The organism is Pseudofrankia coriaricola (assembly GCF_001854805.1).
Taxonomy (GTDB): Bacteria; Actinomycetota; Actinomycetes; order Frankiales; family Frankiaceae; genus Pseudofrankia.
In genome coordinates this window covers 48,864-72,943 of the sequence record NZ_MBLO01000239.1, presented here as the reverse complement: position 1 = coordinate 72,943, position 24,080 = coordinate 48,864, and the positions used below count along the sequence as shown (strand labels likewise).

Here is a 24,080-nt window from a genome sequence, read left to right as displayed (position 1 = left end):
GAACCCGCGCCGGCCGGTGAGGCCGATCGGTCCCGCCCCGTCGGGCGATGCTCGACCAAGGTCCCAGAGCGGCCGGGGCGGGACCCCGGCGCGACGTCCTTGGTGGGCCACCCCGTGTACACCACCGTCACGGGGACGGTGGGCCGGGTGGCCAGCCAGGCGCCTCAGTCGCTGGCGGAGAGTGCTTCCTCTACAGAGGCGTGGATCGGGAAGACCTTGGTCAGGCCCGTGATCCGGAAGATCTTGAGGATGCGCTCCTGTGTGCAGACGAGGCGCAGCGAGCCGTCGTGTGCCCGGACCCGCTTGAGGCCACCGACGAGGACGCCGAGACCGGTGGAGTCGAGGAACTCGACGCCCTCCATGTCGACGACCAGGTGGTAGGAACCGGCTGAGACGAGGTCGATGAGCTGCTCACGCAGCTTCGGCGCGGTGTAGACGTCGATCTCGCCGCCCACGACGACGACCGTGTGGTCGCCTTCCTGGCGGGTCGTGAGGGACAGGTCCACGGATCCTCCTGCGTACTACGTCGACTTGTCGGTCAGGCGCATGGGGCGTTCGGGTCTGAGTGACCCGACTGCAGGCGCCACTACCCCGCGGCGTGGAGGGCCAATCCGACCGCTGCATCACACAGCCGAGCAGATGGCTCCACGGGCTGGCATGACCCCACACCATCATGGTCCTAGTGCGCCGGAATGGCCCGACGCGCCGGACCTGACGCGTACCGACGCCACCGGAAATCTACGCCGGATCTTCCGTTGCCGTCTGCCACTCTCGGTGACCTGTCGGTGGGGTCTGGCCGAAAGACGCCAATGCGGCTTTTCGGCCGGTTCGGCGTCGGCGGCGCGCCGCTGGTCCGGGGGCCGCGGGCGGCGCCGGTCGCGCGCGGCGAACGGCCAGGACAGTGCGGCATAGTGCGGCTTGCCTACTCTTGAGAACGCCTGGGGCATCCGAGGACCACGGGAGCCGGTGCTGGGCCCGCTCGTGCCGACAAGCCACCAGGCGTGAGCTGACGGGACTGGCAGGGCTGGCAGGAACGGTCCGGGAGGTTCGGCCGATTGACCACGCGCGCCGGCGAGCGCGGGAGACGGGAGTCCGAGGTGGGTGACGACCGCGGGTCCGAGATCCTGTCCCGGCTGCGGGCCGACCGCCGGCGGGACCGGTGCGTGACCCACGTCGAGCGGGTTCCCGCGCGGGCTGGAACGGCGGTGGACTGGCCGGAGTGGGCGGACCCGCTGCTGCTCGGGCGGCTGCGCTCCGCCGGCGTCACGGCACCGTGGAGCCATCAGGCCGCGGCGGCGGGGGCGGCGTTCGCCGGCCGAAGCGTCGTGCTCGCGACCGGAACGGCGTCCGGCAAGTCGCTCGGCTACCTGCTCCCGGTGCTCACCACGCTGCTCGCCGACCCGTCGGCGCGGGCCCTCTATCTGGCTCCCACCAAGGCGCTGGCCCACGACCAGCTTCGCGCGGTGCGCTCGCTGGCGCTGACGGCCGTCCGCGCGGCCAGCTACGACGGCGACACGCCCGCCGGCGAGCGGGAGTGGGTGCGCGCGCATGCCACCTTCGTCCTGACCAACCCGGACATGCTGCACCGGGGGATCCTGCCGGGCCATCGCCGGTTCGGGCCGTTCCTGCGCGGCCTGCGCTACGTCGTGATCGACGAGTGCCACGGTTACCGCGGGGTGTTCGGCGCGCACGTGGCGCAGGTGCTGCGCCGGCTGCGGCGGGTCTGTGCCCGCTACGGGTCGGACCCGGTCTTCGTGCTCGCATCGGCCACCGTCGCCGACCCCGGGGTCGCGGCGGCCCGGCTGACGGGCCTCGACGTCGACGTGGTTGATGAGGACGGCTCCCCGCGCGGGGCGACCGACTTCGTCCTGTACGAGCCGCCACTGTTCCTCACGGCCGGCCGGCGCCAGCCGGACGCCGCCGCGGGCGGGCGGCTGGCCGCCGCCGGCCCCGGACCTGGCGGGGCTGGCAGGCTGACCGGCGCGGGCAAGCTCGCCGGGGTCGCCGGGGTCGCCGGGGTCGCCGGGGCTGTCGGTATGGCTGGCGTGGCCGGTGTGGCTGGAAGGGGCGCATCGGTTGGGGGGGACCACCCGACCAGGGCCGGCGCTGGTGGTGGCGTGGCCACGGCGGCTGAGGGCACGGAGGGCGACGACGGCCCGGGCGCCGGCGAGAACGGGGCGCCGGTGAGGCGCTCGGCCACCGCCGAGTCGGCGGACCTGTTGGCGGACCTGGTGGCCGACGGCGTGCGCACGCTGGTCTTCGTCCGTTCGCGGCGGGCGGCCGAGGTGGTCGCGAACTCGGCCCGCCGGGCCCTGGGCCTGGTGGCGCCCGAGCTCGGCGAGCGGGTCGCGGCCTATCGGGCCGGCTACCTGGCCGAGGAGCGCCGTGACCTGGAGGCCCGGCTGCGCTCCGGTGATCTGCTCGGCGTCGCCGCGACCTCGGCGCTTGAGCTCGGTGTCGACATCAGCGGCCTGGACGCCACCGTGATCGCGGGCTATCCGGGGACGCTGGCCTCGTTGCGCCAGCAGGCCGGCCGCGCCGGCCGGTCGGGGCAGGGAGCGCTCGCCGTGCTGGTCGCCAGGGACGACCCGCTTGACACCTACCTGGTGCATCACCCCGAGGCGGTGTTCGGCAGGCCCGTCGAGGCGACCGTGTTCGATCCCGACAATCCCTACGTGCTCGGCCCGCAGCTGGAGTGCGCCGCCGCGGAGCTGCCCATCACCGAGAGCGACCTGGAACTGTTCGGGGCCGCCTCGCGACCGGTGCTCGATGACCTTGTCCGGCGCGGCCGGCTGCGTCGGCGACCGGCCGGCTGGTACTGGACCCAGCGTGGTCGGCCCGACGTCGACATCCGGGGCGTCGGCGGCCCGCCGGTGCGCATCGTCGAGTCCGGCACGGGGCGGCTGCTCGGCACGGTGGACGCGGCGACCTCGCACTCGACCGTTCACCCCGGCGCCGTCTATCTGCACCAGGGCGTGAGCTTTGTCGTCGAGGAGCTCGACCTGGAGGAGTCGGTCGCCTTCGTCGTCCATGCCGCGCCGGACTGGACGACGACGGCCCGCGACCACACCGACATCCGGATCGTCGGGCAGACCCGGGCACGGGTCGTCGACCGTGACCTGGCCGTGTACTTCGGCACCGTCGAGGTGACCAGCCAGGTGGTCGGCTACCAGCGGCGGCTCATCACCACCGGTGAGGTGCTCGGGGACGTCCCGCTCGACCTGCCGCCGCGCCACCTGCGTACCCGAGGGGTCTGGTACGTGGTCTCGGACCGGCTGCTGGAGGACGCCGGCGTCGAGCCGGCCGACGTGCCCGGCGCGGTACACGCCGCCGAGCACGCCGCGATCGGGCTGCTCCCGCTGTTCGCCACCTGCGACCGTTGGGACATCGGCGGTGTGTCGACCGCGCTGCATCCGGACACCGAGCAGACGACCGTGTTCGTCTACGACGGTCATCCGGGTGGCGCCGGCTTCGCCGAGCGCGGCTACGGGCGCTTTGGCACCTGGCTGACGGCGACCCGCGACGCCGTGTCCGCCTGCGAGTGCCCGGCCGGGTGCCCGTCGTGCGTGCAGTCACCGAAATGCGGCAATGGCAACGAGCCACTCGACAAGGCCGCCGCGGTCCGGCTTCTCACCACGATCCTCGGGAGGCTGGACGGACCGTGACCCACCGGGCACCGGCGGCGGCCTTGGCCGTCCCGTCTGGCTTCTCAAGGGGGTGCTGGGTGGCTGGCAATGGTCCTGGCGGGTTCGGCGAGGGCTTCGATCGACGGTGACCCAGTCGTGATCATCCGCTGGGTCCCGTCTCGGTCTGGCCGGTCGCGCCGATCCAGGGACCAGCGCGGGAGGTGGCGGCCAGCGGGCCGAGCAGCCGCAGGGCAGGCGGCGGGTGTACCTGTGCGACCACCTCGATCGCGTCGCCGGTGGCCCGGCAGACGACCAGCTCGGCGCCGTTGCGGATGGCGAGGATTCGCGCTCGGCCGCAGGCCGCCGCCGGGTCGCCGGTCCGGTCCGAGGCGGCCGCGAGTGCCGCGAGGTCCGCACCCGTGGCCGCCTGACGCCGGGTGAGCGAGACCGCGCTGACCGCGAGCAGGATCCCGGCCGACATCGCGAGGACCATCAGCCAGCCCAGCAGTAGCACCGTCGCCGACCCGCGATCGGCGCCGCGCCAGGCTGACCGCTTGGCCGCCGGGTTCATCCGGGAGCCTCCTCGTCTCGCTCGCCAGCCTCGGGGTCGCCACCGGCCACCTGGCCGCCAGAGCCGGCCGCGGCTGGGCCGGCGGTGCTCGCGCCGGCCGCGGCAGGTTCCGTCGGGGCGACGGCGCTGGCCGCGATGTGGGCCGGTGGCAGCGGGGAGCCCGCTACGGACAGCCGGATCTGAACCGTCACCGTGACCTCGCCGGCCTGCCGGGAGATCGTGACCGTGGCGCCCGCCGGGGCGGCCAGATGTGCCCAAGCCGCGACCTGGCGGTCGTCGTCACCCCTCGCGGCGGCCCGAGCTCCGATCCTGGCCGCCTCCTGGGCGCGGGCCTGCGCGCCGGCCGCGGCGAGCAGCCAGAGCGCTAGCAGGACGACGGCGCCGAGGGTCGGCAGGCCGAGCGCCAGCTCGGCGGTCGCCTGCCCGCCGTCCGGCCGCCGAGCCAGCCGCGCGCGCCTGGCTGGCGCCGGCGTGGATCCGGGAGGACCCGAGCGGGCCGCCACGCGGCTGGCCGACCCAGACCGGGCCGGTACGGCGCCGCCTGGTTCGAACCATGGCTGGCCGGGCCGGGACCTGGTGGAGCGTGCCCCGTGCGATGAGGCTCCGCCGAGCCAGCCGCGGCTACGGCGACGTGGAGCGGTACGGACGGCCATCGGCCGACAGACGCGGAAACGTGTCATCGGGTACCTCCGGCCGTCAGAAGGGCAGCGTCAGCGCGCGTCGTACGACCGACATGATCATCTCCTGGGTGGCCGAACTGCTGACGACGGCGTAGAGCACGCCCGCGAACGCGACCGCGGCGACGGTGCCCACGGCGTACTCGGCGGTCGACATGCCCGAGTCGCGGCCCACCGCGTCCCGGTGCGCCGTGTCCTCGGGCCGGGCACGGGTGTCGTCAGGGCGGTGGGCGAGCCCGTGGGCCAGCAGAGCGCAGCCAGCGAGCAACGCGGGCAGCAGGAACAGAACCGACAGCGGAGACACCGGCTGACACCTCCATGGGTGGGATGCGAGGAGCGAACGCGTGGGGTGGGTGCGCCGGTCGCGGCCCGTGATGGGCTGGTGGTAGCCGGCGGGCCGAGACCTGGGAGCGCGAGGAGCATCGTGATCGTGCGTGGGACTGGCGCCGATGTCATGGCTCGCCCGCGACCTGTGGATATAGCCGATGTATCCACAGGCGGTGGATCAGGCCGGCAGCGCGCCGGGCAGTGAGCCGAGAATGGTCGGGACCACGCCCAGGAGGAGGAACGCGGGCAGGAAGCACAACCCGAGCGGCGCGGCCGCGGCGACGCCCGCCCGCCGCGCGGCGCCGATCGCCTCGTCGTGGGCCTGAGCCCTGGCGCGCGCGGCGATTCTGGTGAGCCCGTCGGCGAGTCGCGCCCCACTGGTCTCGACCCGTCCGAGCGCCTGGGCCGCCGCCATCAGCGGGCGCGCGGAACTTGCGCGCTGACCTGCGCCGACTCGCCGTCGCAGCGCGTCGAGGAGGCTGGTCGGTCCCGTGCCAGCCGCGACCAGTCGGGCCGTCGCCCCTGCCGCCGTCGCCCCCAGACGGAGCCCGCGGGCGGTTGCCCTGAGCTCGACGCCCAGTGGGCCGGCCACTCCGGCGGCCGTGGCCTCCAGCGCCGCTGGCACGGTCGCGCCCGCGGCGAGGCAGGCGGCGATCAGGTCGAGCGCGAGCGGGAGGTCGGCCAACAGCCGCGCCCGCCGCGCCCGGCCTGGGTCGGCGGGCAACGCCGCGCCGACCAGCAGCGCCGCCGCCCCCACCGTGGCGATGGCTCCGGGCCCGCGCTGGCCGTGAGCGAGGAGCACTCCGGCGCAAGCCCCCATCGCGCTGGTCAGGACGGCCCCGAGTGCCGGCCGCCCGACAGACCTGCCAGCAGACCTCCCAGATCGCCGGCCTACCGGATCGCCGATCTCCCGGATCGCCGATCTCCCGGATCGCCGATCCGGCAGGAACCCCGGGCGCCTCGCCGGGCCGGCCCGCGGCCGGCGCGCGTGCTCGTCCACGTGTGCGTCCCGGGGCGCCACCGACTCGACGTCTCGGACCACTCGGTCGCCGATCCACCGCAGCCAGCGCAGGCCGAGCAGATCGAGTGCGACCCCGGCGGCGAGGCACGCCGAGCCCGTCGGCGTGGCGAGCAGCACGTGGGCCGGACGGGCACCGAGCAAGCCCGCGAACACGATGCCGACGACCGGCAGGCCCGCGACCAACCGCCCGGATGAACGCGGGCCGGCCAGCGCGGCGGCGAGTTCGCCGGCTCGCCGGGTATCTGCCCGCGCCTGCGCGGCGAGCGTCATCGCGACCGGCACCAGCCGGGCTCCGCCGGTCCGGCAGACCCACAGGGCCGCGCCGAGCTGGCGTAGCGCCGGCGTCCGGCAGCCGGCGAGCAGCCGGGCCGGGTCCTCGCCGGCCGCCAGCCCGGCTGAGAGCCACACCAGCTCACCCGCGCCCGCGGCATGGCCGTCCGCGTCGCCGGCGGTACCGCTTGTCCCGTCCAGGACTTCCCGGATGTCGCCATTCGCGTCGCCGGACGGCTGTCGCCCGGCGGCGGCCGCGGCCGCTCGCAGGGCCGCGTCCGGGTCGGCACCCGCGTCGAGCTCGGCCGCGAACGCGGCCAACAGGTCCTCCGCGGCCGCTCTTGCCGCCGTCGTCCGGCGCTGTGCCGCCGCCCGCCGCCCCGCCCGGGCGGCGGTCGCGGTGACCACGGTGACCAGCGCGGCGACGATGGCGCCGGCCCGCCCCGCGACCATGGCGGCCCCGAGCACGGTCCCGGCGACGGCCGTCACCCCGACCAGCCGGGCGGCCAGCCGTGGCACGCTCGCTGTGGTGCTCATGGCCGTGACCCGAACGGTGGCGGAAGGGCGACGCCGCGATCACGCAGCAGGTCGCGCAGCCACGGCAGGCCGTCCGCCGGGAGCATGCGCCCGCCGGGCGCTTCGGGCGGTGCGGGCGGCGTCGCGACCAGCGCGGGGCGGACCCGCACGAGCCCGCCCGGGTCCTGGCGCAGCACGCCCACGGCGGCGACAACGCGCCGGCCGGCGTCATCCCTGCGCAGGTGGACGGTGACCTGCACGGCGGCCGCCAGCAGGCTGTGCAGGGCGGGCCGGGACAGGCCCGCGAGCGCCCCCAGCGCCTCCATCCTGGCCGGCAGCGCGCCGGGCGCGTTCCCGTGGACGGTCGTCAGGCCGCCCTCGTGGCCGGTGTTGAAGGCGACCAGCAGGTCCAGCACCTCAGGTCCCCTGACCTCGCCGACGACCAGCCGGTCAGGGCGCATCCGCAACGCCTGCCGGACGAGGTCGCGCTGGGTGATGGCGCCCGCGCCCTCGATGTTGGGCGGCCGGCCCTGCAGTCGGACGAGGTTGTCGCGCTCCAGTGCCAGCTCGGTTGTGTCCTCCACGATCACGACACGTTCGGCCGGGCTCACGCAGCCGAGGAGCGCGGCGAGAAGCGTCGTCTTGCCGGTGCCTGTGCCGCCGGTGACCGCGATCGCGAGCCGGGCGTCGACGAGCGCGCGCAGTACGTCGACGAGCGTCTCTCCGTCACGCCTCGCGGCGATGCCGGCGGACCGGCCTCCGGCCGCGCTGGGCTTCGTTGTCGCCGCGTGGGCCTCCGGGGACTCCGTGCCGGCGGATCGCCGGGGAGGCGTTCCGGTGGCGTCCCCGGCGTCACCCGTGACGAACTCGGCGAGGCCGATCGGCACCCGGCGCGGTCGGCGTAGCGACAGGCAGGTGCCACCGATCGCCACCGGCGTGAGCACCGCGTGCAGCCGGGTGCCGTCCGGAAGCCGCGCGTCCGCGAAGGGCGCCGCCGCGTCCAGTCGCCGCCCGCCGCTGGCCGCGAGCCGGGTCGCGAGCCGGCGCACCGTGTCGTCGTCGGCGAACCAGACGTCCGCGCGTTCCAGCCCCCCGCCTCGGTCGGCCCAAACCTCGGCCGGGCCGTTCACCAGCACGTCGGTCACGGCCGGATCGGCGAGCAACTCGTCCAGCGGGCCGGCGCCGAGCAGCTCGGCGGTGACCACCCGCCGGGTCGCCTCCCGATCTTCCTCACGCAGCGGCCCGGCGACCTCGGCGAGCGCCCGGGCCACGTCCGCCCGAGTAGGCGGGTGGACCACGTCGGCCAGTCGGTCGCGCACCCCGTCGATCGTCGCCGCTGGGACGCCACGGACGGGGGCCGTCATCGGACCAGCTCGCCGGCCACCGGCGCCGGTGACGCCGCCAGGCCGGCCGGTCGCCAGCACCGGCCGGCCGCGGGCGCGGCCCGGCGGGCAGGTGGAGTGGCGATACCCGGTGGAGCGGCGATACCCGGCGGAGCGGCGGTGGGTGCGACGAGGATGATCGGTGGGCCGGTGGCCATGGCGCCCTGGTCCCTTCGGAGCGGACGGTTCGGTCGCGCACCACCGTGCCCCGCCGGAGCACCTGTGGATGAGCGTCATCCACAGGCCATCCGGCGCGGTACGAAGGAGGGTTGCCCGTGCCCGTCCCACGTCGTCCACACCGGACCGGGAACGGGCCCTGCGGGATGCCTACCGGGCTCAGCCGGCCGGGCCCGGGCCTCCGCCGAGGGGTGCCCGGGGCGTCCCTCATGACCTGCTGAGGGCCTCGCAGACGGCGAGTGAGTCGCGGGCGCCGAGCTCGACGGCGCGGGCGCAGTGCAGCAGCCAGACGCGCACGCCATCCGCCCCGCCGTGCGCGTAGCCCGCGGCGGCGGTCCGGTAGGCGGCGTCCGGCGCGGCGGAGCCGGCATCTCCGTCGCCGAGCGCGGCCTCCAGATGGCCCACGTCGCTCGCCGTCACCGCCTTGGGGTCCAGGCCGCGTCCGACGAGGACCAGCCGGGCGGCCGCCCGCGCGACCATCCCGTCCAGGCTCCCGAAGGGGCGCAGCGCGAGCAGCTCGCCGTGCACGATGGCGCTGACCACGATCGCCGGTGCCGCCGTTCGCCCGACGAGCAGGCCGACGAGCCCGTCCAGCCGGGCGGACACCTCGGCCGGACCCGGAGCCGGGCCGAGCCCGAGCAGGCCGGCAACGGCCGCGCCCGCGCGCGGCCGGCCAAGTTCGCTGTCCGGGACGATGCCCCGGCCGAGCAGGGTGTGCATCCGGGCGAGCGCCTGGCGGGGGGCCCGCTCCCAGGCCGCGCTGAGGCCGCCCAGCTCGGCGTACAGCCGGACCGCCCCCAGGGTCGCCGCGAGGTCATCGTCGGCGGGAGCGGGTGGCCGGCCGACCGCTGTGGGGGCGTCGTCGTGGCTGTCCCCGTCCTCCCCGGCGGTGAGGCGCTCCCGCAGCGTCTCCATCGCGACGCCGTGGCCCTCAAGCGCCGCGCTCGCCCGGGCGGAGCGCAGCGACGCCTCGGCCGTGACCTCAGCGCTGCGCCGCCGCAGCACCCGGTGGCGCAGCAGGGCGTCGACCGCCGAGCGGGCGGCCGCCACCGCCTCGTCCACACCGGGAAGTGCCGCGACCCTGGCGAACGGGTCAGCCTCGATACCGGCGTGTGGGCTGGGCGCTGTCGACACGCGGCCGACGCTACCCGTCCAGCTGGGTGACCCGCGTTCCGCGCCTGCTCCGCCCCGACCGGCCGGCGTCCGCTCCGTGGCTTCCGCGAGGTCCCGCCAATCGGGGGGAAAGTGGTAATCCGGGCCACACGCCCGCCCACTCGTCGCTACGGCCCCCGTGCGCGTGCCCAGGGCGTCAGACTGAAGGCAGGGGACCGGGGAGCGGACCGGGCGAGGGGGCGGGTCGGTCGCCCGCGAGCGCGGCCCCACGGGCGTGAGCAGGCTGGCGGTGACCGGCCGGCATATGCCTTCCCGGAGCCGGGGGATGGGGAGGGACTTCGGTGACGTTCGAGAACGGGGATCGCCGCGCGGGGAAGGAAGCCTCGCTGGGCGAGCTGGTCGCGATCGCGACCAGGGATATGTCCATGCTCGTCCGCCAGGAGATCGATCTCGCGAAGGCGGAGCTTGGCCGTCAGGCGGCGTCGGCCGCCGTCGGCGCCGGGTTGATCGGTGCCGCCGCCGGGCTGGGGCTCGGCGCGCTGATCGCGCTGACGATTTTCCTTGGTGAGCTGTTCACCTGGGCTGGGCTCGAGCGGTTCTGGTCCTTCCTGATCACGGCGGTGCTGCTGTTGGCGCTCGCCGGGCTGCTCGTGCTGGTCGGCGCGATGCGGCTGCGCAAGCTGCGGCCGCCGCGACGGACGATCTCCTCTGTCCGCGAGGACGTGGCCCTGCTGCGGCACCCCGTCGGGACCAGCGCGGCGGGCCGTGCCGGGGGTGCCAGCGCGCCGGTCGGCGCGGCCCCGGCGATCCCGCCGTCGCGGGAGGGTGGTCAACCAGGCCGTCCCGGCAGGCGCGAGCCGTGAGGCTGACCGCCTCCTCGGCGCGGGCCCAGGACCGCTCTCGGCTGTGCGCACCGACCGGCCCCGCCTTGCGCCCGGCTAGCCTGTGAGCGACGTCTTTAGGGCTGGGCCCGCGAACGTGGTTGTCACCCGGGGGGCCGCCGAACGTGCGGGTGGGCGCTGAACCTTCGGGAGCCGATCGGTGGGAGAGGTGTTCGCGTCGGAGCCCGCCAGCGTGCTGATCGACGGGCCGTGGCGGCATCGCGACGTCTCCGCGAACGGCACCCGGCTGCACGTCGCCGAGCTGGGCCAGGGCCCGCTGGTGCTGCTGTTGCACGGCTTCCCGCAGTTCTGGTGGGCGTGGCGCCACCAGCTGGTGACGCTGGCCGCAGCCGGCTACCGGGTGGTGGCGCCCGACCTGCGCGGCTATGGGGGGAGCGACAAGCCACCGCGTGGGTATGACGCGTTCACCCTCGCGGACGACGTCGCCGGGCTGATCCGCGCTCTCGGTGAGCGCGACGCCGTCCTGGTCGGGCAGGACTGGGGCGGGCTCGCCTGCTGGACGGCCGCGACCCTCTGGCCTCGGCAGGTTCGCCGGATAGCGGTTCTCGGGATGCCACACCCGCTGCGGGTCCGCCACCAGTACGCGGTGAGCCCCCGGGGACAGGGCCTGGCCGGGGCGCACCTGTTCGCCTTCCAGCTCCCCTGGCTGCCTGAGCGCCATCTGACCGCCGATGGCGCGGCCCGGATCGGCGAGCTGTTGCGCGACTGGGGCGGGCCGGGATTCCCAAGCGACGAGGAAGAACGGCGCTACCGCGCGGCGATGCAGATTCCTGGCGTGGCGCACAGCTCGCTGGAGTACCACCGCTGGGTGTTCCGCTCGCTGTTCCGGCCCGATGGTGCCCGGTTCGCGCAGGCGCTGCGACGGGCGGTGACCTGCCCCGTTCTGCATCTGCACGGCGGCGCGGACTCGTTCCTGTTGCCGGACACGGCCCAGGGCTCGGGCCGCTACGTCAGCGGGCTCTACACCTGGCAGCTGCTTCCCGGCGCCGGCCATTTCCTGCCCGAGGAGGCTCCCGACCTGGTGAGCGACCTGCTCCTGCGCTGGCTCCCCACCCCACCCTGACGGCCCACCCCGGCGCCTCTTCTGCGGTGAGCTGCCCGCGGGGTCCCCCGGGGTCCCTGCCGGATCGCGAAGCCGGGGTCCCTGCCGGATCGGCGATCTGGGAGGTCTGCTGGGAGGTCCGGATTGGCTGCCAAGCCGGGATCGGCGTCGAACCTGAGGGGTGAGTATCAGTCCCCGTCTAGCCAATCGGTGGGGAAGGTGGGGACGGGGAAGGGGCTTAGCGACAGCCCTGGGTGCTGACCGGGGTGGTGGCGCGCTCGCCCGCCTGCGCCGCGCCGCTGACCTCGGCCGCCGTCAGCACGTATCCGGTGTCGCTGTCGTCGGTCGCGGCGGCGAAGACGACGCCGTAGACGCTGCCGCCCGGCGAGAGCAGCGGCCCGCCCGAGTTGCCCGGCAGCACGGTGCCGCGCACGGCGTAGATGTCGCGCACCACGCTGCCCTGGGAGTAGATGTCAGGCGCCCTGGCCTTCTGGTGGTTGCGGATCCGCGCCGGCTCCGTCCGGTATGGGCCGTCCTCCGGGAAGCCCGCGATGACGGCGTCGTCGTCGGCGTGTCCCGGCGGCGAGGTCTGCAGCCGCAGCGGCGGACGGTTGAGGCCGGGGACGTAGAGCACGGCCACGTCGCGCGCGGCGTCGAAGACCACCACCTGTGCCGGCAACAGCCGCCCGCTGACCTCCACTCCCGGTTCCCGGACCCCGGCCACCACGTGCGCGTTGGTCATCACGTGCTGGGGCGCATACACGAATCCGGTGCCTTCGACCTGCCGTGAGCAGGACGGCGCGATGCCCCGGACCTTCAGCACGCTGGCGGCGGCCGACGTGACCCCGGCGGCGTTCACCACGGCGGGGTCGGGCGGGTCGGCGGCGACGATCGACTCGTTGCCGAGGCCGGAGAACACTGCCGGGAAGCCGTTGCCGTCCGCGAGCTGGCGCAGGCTGGAGAACGTGTCCCGCACGCTCGCGGGCATGCCGTCGTCGACTGTCGTCAGCACCGCCGAATCGCGGACCTCGCGGGCAGCGGTGGTGAACGGGGACCGTTCCAGCGCGGTCGCCATGAGCCAGGCGACCAACAGCACAGACAGCCCCGACAGGACCGCGCCGGCCAGCGAGTCGACGGTCTCGCCGGGCCGCCAGGTGAGCCGGCTGCGCAGGGCGACGCCGGCGCCTGTCCCGGCCACCTGGCCAAGACAGGCGAGCGTCAGGACCGTGACCAGGGCGATGACCGCGCCATGCTCACGCTGGCCGATCAACTTGGCGAGCGGGAGGGCGATCTGGGCACCGAGGATGCCGCCGCCGATGAATCCGATGAACGACAGCGCGCCCACCACGAAGCCCTGCCGGTACCCGGACACGGCGAACGCCAGCACCACGAGCAGCAGGACAATATCCAGGATGTTCATCACGAACGGCGGTCGTCTCGGTCTCGGTCGTCTCGGGTGTCTCGGTCGGTGTCAGGCGACGTGCAGCGTGGCGGACATGTTCGGGTGCAGCGTGCAGATCACCGGATAGTCACCCGGCGCCGTCACGGTGAAGGTCACCGACTGTGACGCGCCGGCGCCGATGATGTCGGTGCGCGCCGCGGGGATCTTCGGGATCACGAAGTTGTGAGACGCCGAGCCGTCCGCGACGGAGAAGTCGACGCGGATCTTCCCGGGCTTCGCGTTCAACGTGGCCGCGGAGAACCGCAGGTCGGCGAGGCCGACGAGGTGGAACACCTGGACACCGCCGGCAGTCGTCGGGGCCAGCACGGCGGTGGGCTTCGGCGTGTCCGGGTGCTCGGCCGTGCAGCCGGCACCGGCCGTCGCCAGCGTCAGCGCCCCGATCACCGTCACGGCCAGCCGCCTGCCCGCCGTCGACATCCTCAAGCCGCCGAGCCCTTCGTCGGGCCGGCACCAGTCCCGGTGCCGGCGGTGCGGTCGCGGTCGCCGGGGGCGTCCGGTTGGTGGGGCGGCACGCCGCCGGCCGGCCGGCTATCGCCCTGGGCGGGTGCCCCGGCGTGTGCCGTGCCGGGGCCGCGAGCGGCGAGGCCGACGGCGCTCCGGTCGGGCACGTCGTGGCCGGGCTGGCTCAACTCAGCCGCGCCGAGGCCGTCGGGCTCGGCACTGTCCGGGGTGAGGTCGTCGGGGTCGATCTCGCCGGCGGCGTCCACGCCGCCGGCCTGCGCCAGTTCGGCCGCGGCGCGGGCGATCGAGGCGTTGACGGCCGGGTCCTCCACCGGCGGGCCCTCCCCCCACGACCGCTCCAGGCCGCCGAGGCGTAGCAGCGCGTCGAGGATGCCAGCGGTGAAGCCCCATACCGTCGTCATGCCGGCGACGCGGAACGCCGGGCTTGGCTGCCCGGTCCGCGGGTGGCGCAGCCGCACCCGGTTCGCCGGGTCGACGAGGTCCGCGACCGGTACCCGCGCGACCGCCGACGTCTCGCCGGGATCCACCGGGTAGACCGGGCATGGCACGCGCCACCAGGCCAGCACCGGCGTCACCAGGTAGTTGCTGTGGGGCAGGTAGAGCCGTGGCGCGGCGCCGAGGATCTCGACGCCCTCCGGGTCCAGCCCGACCTCCTCGCGGGCCTCGCGCAGCGCCGTGTGGATCGCCGAGCCGTCCGCCGGGTCCGCGCCACCGCCCGGGAAGGCCGGCTGGCCGGCGTGCTTGCGCAGGTCGGCCGCCCGCTCGAGCAGCAGTACGTCCGGGCCGTGCTCGCCCCGACCGAACAGGATCAGCACCGCGGCGGGCCGTGCGTCCGGGGGCGGCGGTGGCCAGCCCTCCTCGCGGACCGGCAGGCCGTCGCGCGTGACCGCCGCCGCGAGCGCGGTGAGCCAACTGGGCGGCCCGCCGTCGCGCGGGAGGCCGTCGGGATCCGTCATCTGGCCGCTTCGGCGTCGCCGCGGACCAGCCGGGCCGCGTCGGCGGCCGACGTCGGGCCCTCGCCGAACGACGGGCACAGCTTCGCGACGCCGCAGGCGCCGCATGCCGGCCGCCTGGCGTGGCAGACACGCCGGCCGTGGAAGATCATTCGATCGGAGGCGATCGTCCAGTTCCTGCGCTCGATCAGCGCGGCGAGGTCGGCCTCGACCTTGACTGGATCGTCGTTGGTGGTCAGGCCGAACCGCCGGGCGAGGCGGCCGACGTGGGTGTCGACCGTGATGCCCGGCGTGTCGAAGGCGTGCCCGAGCACGACGTTGGCGGTCTTGCGGCCGACGCCGGGCAGGGTGACCAGCTCGTCGAGCGTGTGGGGCACCTCGCCACCGAAACGGTCGACCAGGGCGGCCCCGAGCCCCATCAGCGAATTCGCCTTGGCGCGGAAGAAACCGGTCGGGCGCAGCTGCTGCTCGAGCTCCTCCCGGTCGGCGCCCGCGTAGCTCGCGGCGGTGGGGTACTTCGCGAAGACCGCGGGGGTGACCTCGTTGACCTTCTTGTCGGTGCACTGCGCGGACAGCACGGTCGCGACCAGAAGTTCGAGCGGGTTGGAGAAGTCCAACGCAATCCGCGCGTCGGGATGCATCTCGCCGAGGATCCGGACGATCCGCCGAGCCCGCCTGGTCCGCGCCAGCGTGGTTTCGGCAGACGCGTCGACGATGGCCGGCATGTCCCGAGCCTATTCCCCCTGGCGACGGGGCCCTGAGATGCCTGGCTCGATCGGGTGGGGCGCCAGCGCCGGCGAGAGTTGGCGGGTTGCCTGAGGACGGCCTGGCCGACCGGCCAGGCCGTCGCGGTCAAGCCGCCCGGTGCTTGCCGGGAGGCTGGCGGCGCAGGCGCCTGCGGTAACGATCGAGGGCGGCGGCCATGCCCTGGTTGACGAAGGTGTTCACCTCGTCAGGGCGGGCATTGTCCAGGAAGCCCTCGATGCCCTTGCGGGTGTCCGCGGCGTTCAGCGGGCGCTCGACCCGCTCCATCGCCAGCAGAAGCCCGAGGAGCACCACGGGGAACGCGATGGCGGCGAAGAGAAACATGACGAGTACATGGTGGACGACGCGCGCCCGCGCGTGAAACGGGGGTGGGGCGTGTCACGCACCGTGTGTCGCAACAGCATCCAGTGACGTTGGCCATGCTACGGCCGCGCGGGCCGTCGTCTCAGCCCTGACGGGCTTGGTTACTTATCGTGTTTCTCCGTCGCTGATCTGGTCATTTTGGGCGGGCGCGAGCGGCCTCGGGGTGCCCTGGCCGTGCTCTACGCGCGCTGTCCTGGCATGCTCACACCGTGGACGATCTGCTTGCTCGCGTTCCGCTGTTCGTCGGGTTGTCCGACCTGGACCGCCAGGCGCTCTCCAGCCACCTGGAGCGGAGGGACGTCACCCGTGGTGACGTGCTGTTCCGTGAGGGCGAGCCCGGTGATCGCGTCTTCGTGGTGCTGTCCGGCAAGGTGAAGATAGGACGCCAGTCTGCCGACGGGCGCGAGAACCTGCTGTATGTCATGGGCCCCGGGGACATCTTCGGGGAATTGTCACTCTTCGACCCTGGCCCGCGGACCGCGACGGCTACCGCTGTGACGGACGCCTCGCTCGTGTCGCTGGAGCACTCGGCGCTGCGCCCGTGGCTGCGGTCTCGGCCGGATGCCGGCTCACTGCTGCTGCGGGTGTTGGCCGCCCGGCTGCGCCGGACCAACGACGCCATGGCCGACATGGTGTTCACCGACGTGCCCGGCCGGGTCGCCAAGGCGCTGCTCGACCTCGCGGTGCGATTCGGTGAGCCGGCGCAGCCCGGTAACGAGGCCGCCGGGATCCGCGTCGAGCACGGCCTGACCCAGGAGGAGCTGGCCCAGCTTGTCGGGGCCTCCCGGGAGACGGTCAACAAGGCGCTCGCTGACTTCGCGACCCGCGGCTGGCTGCGCCTCGACTCCCGGGCCGTGGTGCTACTCGACCGCGACCGGCTGGCCAGACGAGCCCGTTAACGTCGCCCGGGGCCGGCCGCGCCCAGCCGAGGGCGCGTGGGCACGGCGGCCGGCGGGGCCTGTTCTGGATGTGCCGAGTCAGGCGGACGTGATCGTTGTGGCGGCGGCTGGCAGGTTGGTGTCGGGGTCGGCTTCGGGTGTGGAGGCGGGCTGGCCGTCGGCCGCCAGGCCGACGGCCAGCGCGGTGTCGACCCGGGCGACGCCGTTGTCGCCATGCGCCGTGCCGCCCGGCTCGCCGAGGCGCGGAGCCCGGCCGCCGGCGGCACCTACCCGTGCGGGCTCCCCCTGCCCCGGCTCAGGGAGGGCGGCCAGGAGCCGCCGGGTCTGTGGCGCCTCGCTGACCGCCTCGGTCGCCGTCGCCGCCCGTAGCGCCCGCAGGTAGGCTTCCCGACCGCCCTCCAGGTCACCGCTGGAGACCAGGACCGTGCCGAGCGCCCGCCAGGCGAGCACCTGCGCCCGCACGTCCTCGGCGTCCACGGCCACGGCCCGGCGGGCGACCGCCAGTGCCTCCTCCGGCTGGCCGGCGTCCAGCAGGGTGCCGGCCAGGTGCGCGTATGCCTGCCGGCGGGGGAACAGCAGCGTCGCGGGCTCACTCGCGGCCAGCGCCTCCCGCAGCAGCGCGATCGCCTCGTCGAGACGCCCGCGCGCCCTGGCGACCTGCGCCGCCAGCACCTTCGCGCCCAGCTGGGCGTGCGGGCGCAGATCGAGGCCAACCAGCTCGCCCATAGCCGACTGGGCCGCGCGCTCGGCCTCGTCGACCCGTCCGGCGTCCAGGAGGGTCAGCCCCAGCATCAGCGACGCGAGCGCCCCTACCAGTGCCTGGCCGGCGGCGGCCGCCTCGGCGCACGCACCGGCGAGGAACTCGGCCCCGGCGTCCGGCTCGCCGGCGCCCCTGGCCGCGAGTCCCTGGGCCACCCTTGTCAGGATCCGTCCCCAGCTGTCGCCCGCGCCCTCGAACAGCGCCGCCGCGCGGGCCGCGTCGGTGCGCGCCGCGCTGATGTCGCCGAGCTCCGCCGCGGCGATCGCGCCGATCGTCAGGCAGACGGCCATGCCCCACCGCTCACCCATCGACTCGGCCGCGTCCACCAGGCCGCGCGCCAGCGCCCGCGCCCGGGCCAGCTGGCCCGACAGCAGCAGGACCAGCGCCTCGGTGCCGCTGCACCAGCCGATGCCGCCGGCGTCCTCAAGGCGTTCGAACACCTCGGTGGCCTGGCGCAGGGAGCGCTCGGCCTGCGGGTAGTCGCCCCGGGTGGTCGCGCTCCAGGCGAGGTGCTGCAGCGCCCAGCCGACACCGCGAGGGTCGTCGACCCGGCGGGCCAGCTCGAGCGCCTCGCGGTAGAGCTCCTCGGCCGTGCGGATCCGGGCGGCTCCGTATTCGAGAGTGCCCAGGCGGCGCAGCGCGGCCGCGGCGGCCCGGTCGTCGCCGGCGGCGCGGGCCGCGTCCAGCGCGGTGCGCAGCGCGCGGGTGGCGAGCTCCGCGCGGCCCTGCTTCTGGCGAAGCTCGCCAAGCACCGCGTAGGCGGCCGCGCGCCGTGCCGGCGCGGTGACCCGCAGCGCCGGGCGCAGGGTGCGCTCGGCCTCCTCCAGCCGGCGCAGCGACACGAGTGCCTCGGCGTGCAGCACCCTGGCGATGTTCTCGTCGTCGGTGTCGATCACCCCGCGGCCGAGCCGGCGGGCGTCGGCCAGCTGGTCGGCGGCGGTGCGATGGTCGTCGCGGGCCAGCGCCGCCCTGGCCAGCCGCAGCAGCGCCCTGAACCCCGGTTCACGTGCCGACCAGGCCGGGTCGGATGGCGTCAGCGCCATCGAGGAGGCCAGCTCGAACGCCCGTAGCGCGTGGGTCGCGACGAAGTTCGACACCTCGCGCGACGAGCCGGTCATGGCCGTCACGCCCCAGCGGGCCGCCGTCGAGTGCCGCCGCGCCCGCTCGACCTTCGGCAGCCCGGCATAGGCGACGTCGCGTGCCATCGGATGGACGAACCGCCACAGCTGCTCGCCCGCGCGGGGTGCGCGGACGAGCTGGCGCTCGGTGAGCCGCTCCAGCGCCGCCGCGACCTCGGTCGGCGGCCGTTCCTCGACCGACGGCAGCGCCGCCGCCGGGAAGCGGCTCCCGAGTACCGCGGCGGCGCGCAGCACCGCCTTGTCGGTCGGGTCCAGGTCGTCGATCCGGGCCGCCAGCACCGACTGCACGCCGGCCGGCATCGCGGTTTCGGAAAGCGATCCCTCCAGCACCCAGCGGGGCCCGTCGGTGCCGGCCGGGCGGGCGGTGGCGGCCGGCTCGGCGGCGACCGCCGGTTCGGCGGCGGCGGGCCTGGCGGCGGCGCTTCCCGGCGCGGCGGCGGGCTGGCGGCGCAGCTGGTCGCGGTCGATCAGCAGGTTCAGCAGCTCGGCCAGGAAGAACGGGTTGCCGTGCACCCGGGTGAGCAGCGCCGTCCTGGTCTGTGAGCTGAGCGTCTCACCGCTGAGGAAGTCCGACAGCAGCGTCGTGGCGGCGCCTTCCGGCAGCGGCCCGAGCGTCATCCGGCGCGCGCCCGGCAGGTCGGACAGCCGCGGGATCTCCCGGTCGAGCAACATCAGCATGACCGGGCCGATCAGCCGGCCCGCCAGCCGGCGCAACGCCCCGATGAGCGTGCTGGTCGCCCATTCCAGGTCGTCGACCACGACGATCAGCGGGTGCTCGGCGGCGAGCGCGGACAGCAGCAGGCCGACGGTGTCGACGGCCAGGTCGATGGACCGTTCGCCGGCGCTCGCCTCGCCGTGCTCCCGGCCCGCCGGGTCGCCGGGGGGTGGCTCGGCGGCGCCGGAGGCCCGCCGGTCGGTCGGGACGCCGAGCATCCCGAGCAGCCGGTCGGCGAGGCCCGCGGGCAGGCGCGCGCCGGTGAGCGGGTGGTTCAGCCGGCCGACGGTGCGCCGGACCCGGTCGGCGACCCGGTCGAGGCTGTCGCCGTCGACGACGCCGCAGGCACCGCGGATCACGTCCGCGAGCGGGGCCAGGCTGCGGCCGTCCCCGTGGCGGACCGTGCGGCCCCACAGCACCTGCGCGCCGGCCTCGTCGTGGGCGTGCTTGGCGAGCTCGCCGGTGATCCGTGTCTTGCCGATGCCGGCCTCGCCGGTGATCACGGCGATGGTCGGCGACCCGGTCTGAAAGGTCTCGGTGAACCAGCCGCCCAGCGTCGTCAGCTCCGCGTCGCGCCCAACGAAGGCGGCGTCGTCCCCGAGGCCGGGCCTCGCCACGTTCGACGGCCGCAGGCTCACCAGCTCGTAGGCCGGCACCGGCTCGCGCTTGCCCTTCAGCGTGAGGTCCGGCAGCTCCCGCCAGGTGGCGACGGAGCGGGTGGCGGTCATCGTCTCCCGGCCGGCGTAGACCGCCCCGACCGCGGCCGCTCCGGACAGCCGGGCGGCCGTGTTCACCGTGTCGCCGACGACGGTGTACGTCATCGACGCCTGGACGCCGGCGAGCACCTCGCCGGTGTTGATGCCAACCCGCAGGCCCAGCGGCGTGTCGCCGTCCTCGCTGTCCTCAACCAGGCGGCGGACCGTCTCCTGCATCGCCGCGGCGGCGCGCACCGCCCGCTCGGCGTCGTCCTCGTGCGCCGTCGGCGCGCCGAACACGGCCATGATCCCGTCGCCGGCGAGGTTGTCGACCCGGCCGCCGACGTCGTCGACCTCCTTGGCGAGCGCGGCGAGCACCAGGTCGGTGACCTCGCCGACCCGCTCGGGGTCGCGATCCTCAGCCCACGAGGTGAAGTCGGACAGGTCGCCGAACAGGACGGTGACGACGCGGCGCTCGGCGGACTCCGGCCCCGACCCGGCGAGCGAGGTGAACCGCAGCCCGCAGTGGAAGCAGTACCGCGCGGCCGGCACCGCCGGAGTCCCGCAGCGCGGGCACCGCAGCGTCCCGGAGTGCGTCGGGAGGATCACCATGGCGCGCGCGCCCCCGCTATGCGCCGTCCTGTCGGCGACCCGGCAGGAGCCCCGGGGGCCGCCTGCGGTGAGCAGGCTGACCCGCCTCGATCTTGGACGTATCGCACTGGCGGTCCCCCTCCGTCCGGAAAGTCTAGTGGCCGATTCACGGCCATCCGACCGCCCGTCGTCGCGGCGTTGTCGGATGCCCGGCACCGGGCGTCCCGAGGTCATCGAGCGCCAGGGCCTCGCTGCCCGGGCACGGCGGCTGGCACCCGATGGGCACAAGGGCCCTGGCTGCCGCGCGACGGGGTCTTCCCGCTGTGACCGTGCTCACACCAACAACCTGACCGATCGGTCTATGCCGTCGGGGTGCTGAGTGCCCCTCCGGGGCGCTCAACACCCCGACGTATGGGATGTTCCGCGCCCGACGGCGTGGTTCCGGGCGCGACCTGCCGAACCGGTGAGATCCCGGCGGTTCCGGGGCGGCGGCGTCGCCGAGGAGACGGTCCGTGGCCTCGAAACGGCCGCCGGGCAGCCGCGGTAGCCGGGGGTCAGCCCTGGTCGCGCAGGTAGTCCAGCTGGGCGCGGACCGACAGCTCAGCGGCCGGCCAGAGCACGCGGTCGACGTCGGCGTAGACGCGCTCGAGGATGTCGCGCGGGGTGGCCTCGGCCGGGCCGACGCCGGCGGCGGCGAGCGCCGCCCTGACCTGCTCCAGCCGCTGCGCCCGGTGCGTGAGGTAGTAGGCCGCCGCCCCGCGCGCGTCGGGCAGCTCGGGGCCGTGCCCGGGCAGGACGACGAGGCCCTCGGGCAGCTCGGCGAGCCGGCGCAGGCTCGCCAGGCAGTCGGCCAGGCGGCCGTCCGGGTGCGCGACCACCGTCGTGCCGCGGCCGAGGATCGTGTCGCCGGTCAGCACCGCGAGCGGCGCGCCGTCCGCGACCGCCGTGCCGGCGGTGTCGCCGAACAGCAGGAACGACAGCGAGTCGGCCGAGTGGCCCGGCGTCGCCATCACCCGCAGCTCGATCCCGGCAGCCGCCACGATGTCGCCCTCGACCAGCCCCTCCGAACCGAGGCGGTGCGCCGGGTCCAGCGCCCTGACCGGTGCGCCGGTCAGCTCGTGCAGCAGCGCCGCGCCCTCGCTGTGGTCCGGGTGGCCGTGCGTGAGCAGGATCGTGGCCACCGGTCCCGCGGCGGCCAGCGCGGCGAGATGCCCCTCGTCGTCGGGGCCGGGGTCCACGACGACGCAGCCGGCGTGGCCGGGGGCGCGAAGCATCCAGCTGTTGGTGCCCTCGAGCGTCATCGGGCTCGGGTTGGGGGCGAGTAGCAGCGCGGCCAGCGGGTTCACCTGGCGGGGCTGGCGCGGCGCCGCCTGGTTCTCCCCGCGCGCCTGACCGGTGGGGGCGGCGGGCCGGCGGTCGCGGCTCGGCCGGGTGCCAGCGGTCATGGCCGCTCCCGCCCCGCGGCCGTGGCCGGTGGCCCGTCCTCGCCGCCGCTTGCGCCGATGGTCGCCGCCGCGATGATCGCGGAGGCGTTCACCGGGTCGGCGGGCGGCCCGGCGGTCGCGTACTCGGGGTCGTGCGGGAGCAGGAAGTGCACCGCGTCGTCGAAGATCACGATTTTCGGCATGACCGGCGTGATCGTACGGCCGGCCGCCGCCGCGAGCACCTCGGCGACGCTCGCGAAGCCCAGCAGGTCGGAGAGCATCCAGGCGGTCGGCGGCAGCATTGCCATCCGGCCGGCCGCGTGCCGCTCGAGCGCGTCCGCCGGATGCATCCACAGCATCCGGTCCGCCTCGCCGGACAGTTCGCCGGGCAGCTGGCCCGGCGGCAGGGCGGCCATGAAGAACCGGGTGTCGTAGCGGCGCGGTTCGACCTCCGGCGTGATCCAGCGAGCCCACGGTGCCAGCAGGTTGGCCCGCAGCGCGAGCCCGTGGCGTGCCAGCAGCCCGGCGAGCGTGAGCTCGCGGCGCTCCATCGCCACGCGGTCCGCCGCCCAGGCGGGGCCGGCCGGGTCGAGAGGCGCTGGCCGCGTGGCCGAGGCGCCGGTCTGCTCGGCCCCGCCGGCGGCCGCGGGGCCGGCGAGCAGCACGCCGCACTCCTCGAACGTCTCCCGCACGGCGGCATGGACCAGCGCGCGGGCCAGCGCGGCGTCCGGCTCGAGCGTGCTCATGACCTCGGCCATCGGTTGGCCGGCCCAGGGCACCTCGAAACCGCTGTCGGCAGGGTCCACCCGGCCGCCGGGGAACGCGAACACCCCGCCGGCGAAGGCCATGGTCCGGGCGCGCCTCACCAGGTAGGCCTCCGGGCCCCCAGGGGTGTCGCGAAGCAGGACCACGGTGGATGCGTGCCGCAGCGGCGCCGGCGTGCCGGCGTTCGCGGCCATCACCCCCCGCGGCGAGGACAGCGGCATCGGCCGCCGAAGCTGCGCTACCAGCGCGGCCCGGGGTTCCTGCCGGATCGGCGGAGCTTGCGGAGTCGATCTGGGAGGTCCGTGATCAACCACCTGTCCGATGGTAGAGACCGCACGGGCGACATGCCCCTGATCTGGGCTGGGGCGGCTGGCCCCGCCGCTGGGCGGGCCCAACGGTCACAGCTGGGTACCAGGCCGGGAACACGTAGTGGATGGGGCAGGCCGGCGGGCGAGTCGAGCCATCACGGCCTGAGCCGTGGAGGCCGACGATCTGGCTCGTCTACCCCTCGTCGGACTCGACGACGGCCACCAGCTCCAGCTCGACGGGGGAGCCGAGCGGGAGCGCGGCCACGCCGACGGCGGACCGGGCGTGGCGTCCGGCCGCACCGAACACCTGGCCGATCAGGTCGGAGGCACCGTTGATCACCGCCGGCTGGCCGGTGAAGCCCGGCGCGCTCGCGACGAACCCGACGACCTTGACGATCCGGCGGATCCGGTCCAGCCCACCGGCCGCCTCGGCGGCCGCGGCCAGCGCGTTCAGCGCGCAGATCCTGGCAAGCCCCGCGGCCCGCTCGGGGCTGACCTCGGCGCCGACGAGCCCTGTCTCGGTCAGCTTCCCGGCCACCAGCGGCAGCTGCCCCGCCGTCCACACCCAGTCCCCGTCACGCACCGCCGGCACATAGCTCGCCTGCGGGGCCGGCACTGGCGGAAGCTCCAAGCCCAGCGCGCGCAACCGGCCAGTCGGCGTGGTCACCACGTCGTCCGAGGCCGGCCCCCCGGTCACGGGGCGGCCTCGCCCTTCGGCCGCTTGAAGTAGGCGACCAGGCTCTCCGGGTTCGGCCCCGACACGACCTGCACCAGCTCCCAGCCGTCCTCGCCCCAGTTGTCCAGGATCATCTTCGTGGAGTGGATCAGCACCGGGACGGTCACGTACTCCCACTTCTGCATGGCCACGAACTCTAGTAGCCGGCCCCCGCCGGCCACCGTCGCCGGGGTCCTCGCGGATCGCGAACGGACCGATCCGGCAGGCGCGCGCGGATCGGTGAAGTCCGGCACTTCGCGATCCACGGGAGGTCGCCTAGGCGACGGCCCGCCGTGTCGATCCGCCGTGTCGATCCGTTGCGTCGATCCGCACCGGGCGCCGCCGGCGTCGTGAGCTCCCCGCTGACCAGTGTGTTTGTCGCCGGTCGATCGTGGCTGGATGTCAGGACTGGCAGCCCATACCGGCCGAGGTGTGATCAG

General features: G+C 75.1%; 21 protein-coding genes. 4 read left to right on the top strand and 17 right to left on the bottom strand.

Annotated elements, in window-relative coordinates; translation table 11 throughout:
* Window positions 1–164: 164 nt before the first annotated feature.
* A complete protein-coding gene (locus BCD48_RS32335) occupies window positions 165–506 on the bottom strand; it encodes an anti-sigma factor antagonist (RefSeq protein ID WP_007516571.1) in 342 nt (113 codons plus the stop codon).
* Between the two features lie 591 nt (window positions 507–1,097).
* On the opposite strand from BCD48_RS32335, the gene BCD48_RS32330 reads away from it, so the two are divergent.
* Window positions 1,098–3,665 carry a DEAD/DEAH box helicase gene (locus tag BCD48_RS32330; protein WP_071052237.1) on the top strand — a complete coding sequence of 856 codons (2,568 nt, stop codon included), beginning with the start codon at window positions 1,098–1,100 and terminating at the stop codon, window positions 3,663–3,665.
* A 121-nt stretch (window positions 3,666–3,786) separates the two neighbouring features.
* Here BCD48_RS32330 and BCD48_RS32325 read toward each other — a convergent pair whose 3' ends face one another.
* The 6 genes from BCD48_RS32325 to BCD48_RS32295 form a co-directional block, all read right to left on the bottom strand.
* Entirely contained in the window at window positions 3,787–4,197 is a 411-nt protein-coding gene (locus BCD48_RS32325) for an Rv3654c family TadE-like protein (protein ID WP_071052171.1), read from the bottom strand.
* A complete protein-coding gene (locus tag BCD48_RS32320) occupies window positions 4,194–4,700 on the bottom strand; it encodes a TadE family type IV pilus minor pilin (RefSeq protein ID WP_071052170.1) in 507 nt (168 codons plus the stop codon). Before BCD48_RS32320 ends, BCD48_RS32325 begins: the two co-directional genes overlap by 4 nt.
* 193 nt (window positions 4,701–4,893) lie before the next feature.
* Entirely contained in the window at window positions 4,894–5,178 is a 285-nt protein-coding gene (locus BCD48_RS32315) for a DUF4244 domain-containing protein (RefSeq protein WP_071052169.1), read from the bottom strand.
* Window positions 5,179–5,379: 201 nt separating this feature from the next.
* Window positions 5,380–7,029, bottom strand: coding sequence for a type II secretion system F family protein (locus BCD48_RS32310; protein WP_071052168.1), 1,650 nt, complete (start codon window positions 7,027–7,029; stop codon window positions 5,380–5,382).
* Entirely contained in the window at window positions 7,026–8,372 is a 1,347-nt protein-coding gene (locus tag BCD48_RS47595; RefSeq protein WP_083419545.1) for a TadA family conjugal transfer-associated ATPase, read from the bottom strand. The genes BCD48_RS32310 and BCD48_RS47595 overlap by 4 nt, the downstream gene beginning before the upstream one ends.
* A 402-nt stretch (window positions 8,373–8,774) precedes the next feature.
* The gene (locus BCD48_RS32295) at window positions 8,775–9,701 is read right to left on the bottom strand and encodes a Fic family protein (RefSeq protein WP_071052167.1); all 927 of its coding nucleotides are present in this window, start codon (window positions 9,699–9,701) and stop codon (window positions 8,775–8,777) included.
* 320 nt (window positions 9,702–10,021) lie between these two features.
* Here BCD48_RS32295 and BCD48_RS32290 point away from each other — a divergent pair, with 320 nt between their 5' ends.
* On the top strand, window positions 10,022–10,543 hold the full coding sequence (locus tag BCD48_RS32290; RefSeq protein WP_071052166.1) for a phage holin family protein: 522 nt from the start codon (window positions 10,022–10,024) through the stop codon (window positions 10,541–10,543).
* A 178-nt stretch (window positions 10,544–10,721) separates the two neighbouring features.
* Window positions 10,722–11,645, top strand: a complete 924-nt coding sequence (locus tag BCD48_RS32285) for an alpha/beta fold hydrolase (protein WP_083419523.1) — start codon at window positions 10,722–10,724, stop codon at window positions 11,643–11,645.
* 217 nt (window positions 11,646–11,862) lie between these two features.
* On the opposite strand, the gene BCD48_RS32280 is transcribed toward BCD48_RS32285, so the two are convergent.
* The 5 genes from BCD48_RS32280 to BCD48_RS32260 form a co-directional block, all read right to left on the bottom strand.
* On the bottom strand, window positions 11,863–13,044 hold the full coding sequence (locus tag BCD48_RS32280) for a MarP family serine protease (RefSeq protein WP_071052165.1): 1,182 nt from the start codon (window positions 13,042–13,044) through the stop codon (window positions 11,863–11,865).
* 51 nt (window positions 13,045–13,095) lie between these two features.
* The gene (locus tag BCD48_RS32275) at window positions 13,096–13,476 is read right to left on the bottom strand and encodes a cupredoxin domain-containing protein (protein WP_397428807.1); all 381 of its coding nucleotides are present in this window, start codon (window positions 13,474–13,476) and stop codon (window positions 13,096–13,098) included.
* Between the two features lie 29 nt (window positions 13,477–13,505).
* A complete protein-coding gene (locus BCD48_RS54305) occupies window positions 13,506–14,504 on the bottom strand; it encodes an NUDIX hydrolase (RefSeq protein WP_241842167.1) in 999 nt (332 codons plus the stop codon).
* Window positions 14,501–15,226, bottom strand: coding sequence for an endonuclease III (nth, locus tag BCD48_RS32265; protein ID WP_071052163.1), 726 nt, complete (start codon window positions 15,224–15,226; stop codon window positions 14,501–14,503). The genes BCD48_RS54305 and nth overlap by 4 nt, the downstream gene beginning before the upstream one ends.
* A 127-nt stretch (window positions 15,227–15,353) precedes the next feature.
* Window positions 15,354–15,590 carry a hypothetical protein gene (locus BCD48_RS32260; protein WP_007512404.1) on the bottom strand — a complete coding sequence of 79 codons (237 nt, stop codon included), beginning with the start codon at window positions 15,588–15,590 and terminating at the stop codon, window positions 15,354–15,356.
* A 248-nt stretch (window positions 15,591–15,838) separates the two neighbouring features.
* Here BCD48_RS32260 and BCD48_RS32255 point away from each other — a divergent pair, with 248 nt between their 5' ends.
* Window positions 15,839–16,528, top strand: coding sequence for a Crp/Fnr family transcriptional regulator (locus tag BCD48_RS32255; protein WP_071052162.1), 690 nt, complete (start codon window positions 15,839–15,841; stop codon window positions 16,526–16,528).
* Window positions 16,529–16,606: 78 nt separating this feature from the next.
* On the opposite strand, the gene BCD48_RS32250 is transcribed toward BCD48_RS32255, so the two are convergent.
* From BCD48_RS32250 to sp36, 5 genes are all read right to left on the bottom strand, one after another.
* On the bottom strand, window positions 16,607–20,449 hold the full coding sequence (locus BCD48_RS32250) for an ATP-binding protein (RefSeq protein ID WP_071052161.1): 3,843 nt from the start codon (window positions 20,447–20,449) through the stop codon (window positions 16,607–16,609).
* 533 nt (window positions 20,450–20,982) lie between these two features.
* Window positions 20,983–21,873 (bottom strand): MBL fold metallo-hydrolase, encoded by an 891-nt coding sequence (locus BCD48_RS32245; protein ID WP_241842166.1) that lies wholly within the window; start codon window positions 21,871–21,873, stop codon window positions 20,983–20,985.
* Window positions 21,870–22,838 (bottom strand): NUDIX hydrolase, encoded by a 969-nt coding sequence (locus BCD48_RS32240; protein ID WP_083419522.1) that lies wholly within the window; start codon window positions 22,836–22,838, stop codon window positions 21,870–21,872. The genes BCD48_RS32245 and BCD48_RS32240 overlap by 4 nt, the downstream gene beginning before the upstream one ends.
* A gap of 280 nt (window positions 22,839–23,118) precedes the next feature.
* Window positions 23,119–23,592 carry a RidA family protein gene (locus BCD48_RS32235; RefSeq protein ID WP_071052234.1) on the bottom strand — a complete coding sequence of 158 codons (474 nt, stop codon included), beginning with the start codon at window positions 23,590–23,592 and terminating at the stop codon, window positions 23,119–23,121.
* A 26-nt stretch (window positions 23,593–23,618) separates the two neighbouring features.
* Complete coding sequence (gene sp36 / locus BCD48_RS49920) at window positions 23,619–23,786, bottom strand: Sp36 family protein (RefSeq protein ID WP_116271738.1); 168 nt, start codon at window positions 23,784–23,786, stop codon at window positions 23,619–23,621.
* Between the last annotated feature and the right edge of the window lie 294 nt (window positions 23,787–24,080).

What these genes read in the sequence shown, in the direction of transcription:
- BCD48_RS32325 (WP_071052171.1), bottom strand. Translation starts at nt 4,197, where the DNA reads ATGAACCCGGCGGCCAAGCGGTCAGCCTGGCGCGGCGCCGATCGCGGG.
- BCD48_RS32310 (WP_071052168.1), bottom strand. Translation starts at nt 7,029, where the DNA reads ATGAGCACCACAGCGAGCGTGCCACGGCTGGCCGCCCGGCTGGTCGGG.
- BCD48_RS47595 (WP_083419545.1), bottom strand. Translation starts at nt 8,372, where the DNA reads ATGACGGCCCCCGTCCGTGGCGTCCCAGCGGCGACGATCGACGGGGTG.
- BCD48_RS32280 (WP_071052165.1), bottom strand. Translation starts at nt 13,044, where the DNA reads ATGAACATCCTGGATATTGTCCTGCTGCTCGTGGTGCTGGCGTTCGCC.
- BCD48_RS54305 (WP_241842167.1), bottom strand. Translation starts at nt 14,504, where the DNA reads ATGACGGATCCCGACGGCCTCCCGCGCGACGGCGGGCCGCCCAGTTGG.
- nth (WP_071052163.1), bottom strand. Translation starts at nt 15,226, where the DNA reads ATGCCGGCCATCGTCGACGCGTCTGCCGAAACCACGCTGGCGCGGACC.
- BCD48_RS32260 (WP_007512404.1), bottom strand. Translation starts at nt 15,590, where the DNA reads ATGTTTCTCTTCGCCGCCATCGCGTTCCCCGTGGTGCTCCTCGGGCTT.
- BCD48_RS32250 (WP_071052161.1), bottom strand. Translation starts at nt 20,449, where the DNA reads ATGGTGATCCTCCCGACGCACTCCGGGACGCTGCGGTGCCCGCGCTGC.
- BCD48_RS32245 (WP_241842166.1), bottom strand. Translation starts at nt 21,873, where the DNA reads ATGACCGCTGGCACCCGGCCGAGCCGCGACCGCCGGCCCGCCGCCCCC.
- BCD48_RS32240 (WP_083419522.1), bottom strand. Translation starts at nt 22,838, where the DNA reads ATGCCGCTGTCCTCGCCGCGGGGGGTGATGGCCGCGAACGCCGGCACG.
- sp36 (WP_116271738.1), bottom strand. Translation starts at nt 23,786, where the DNA reads ATGCAGAAGTGGGAGTACGTGACCGTCCCGGTGCTGATCCACTCCACG.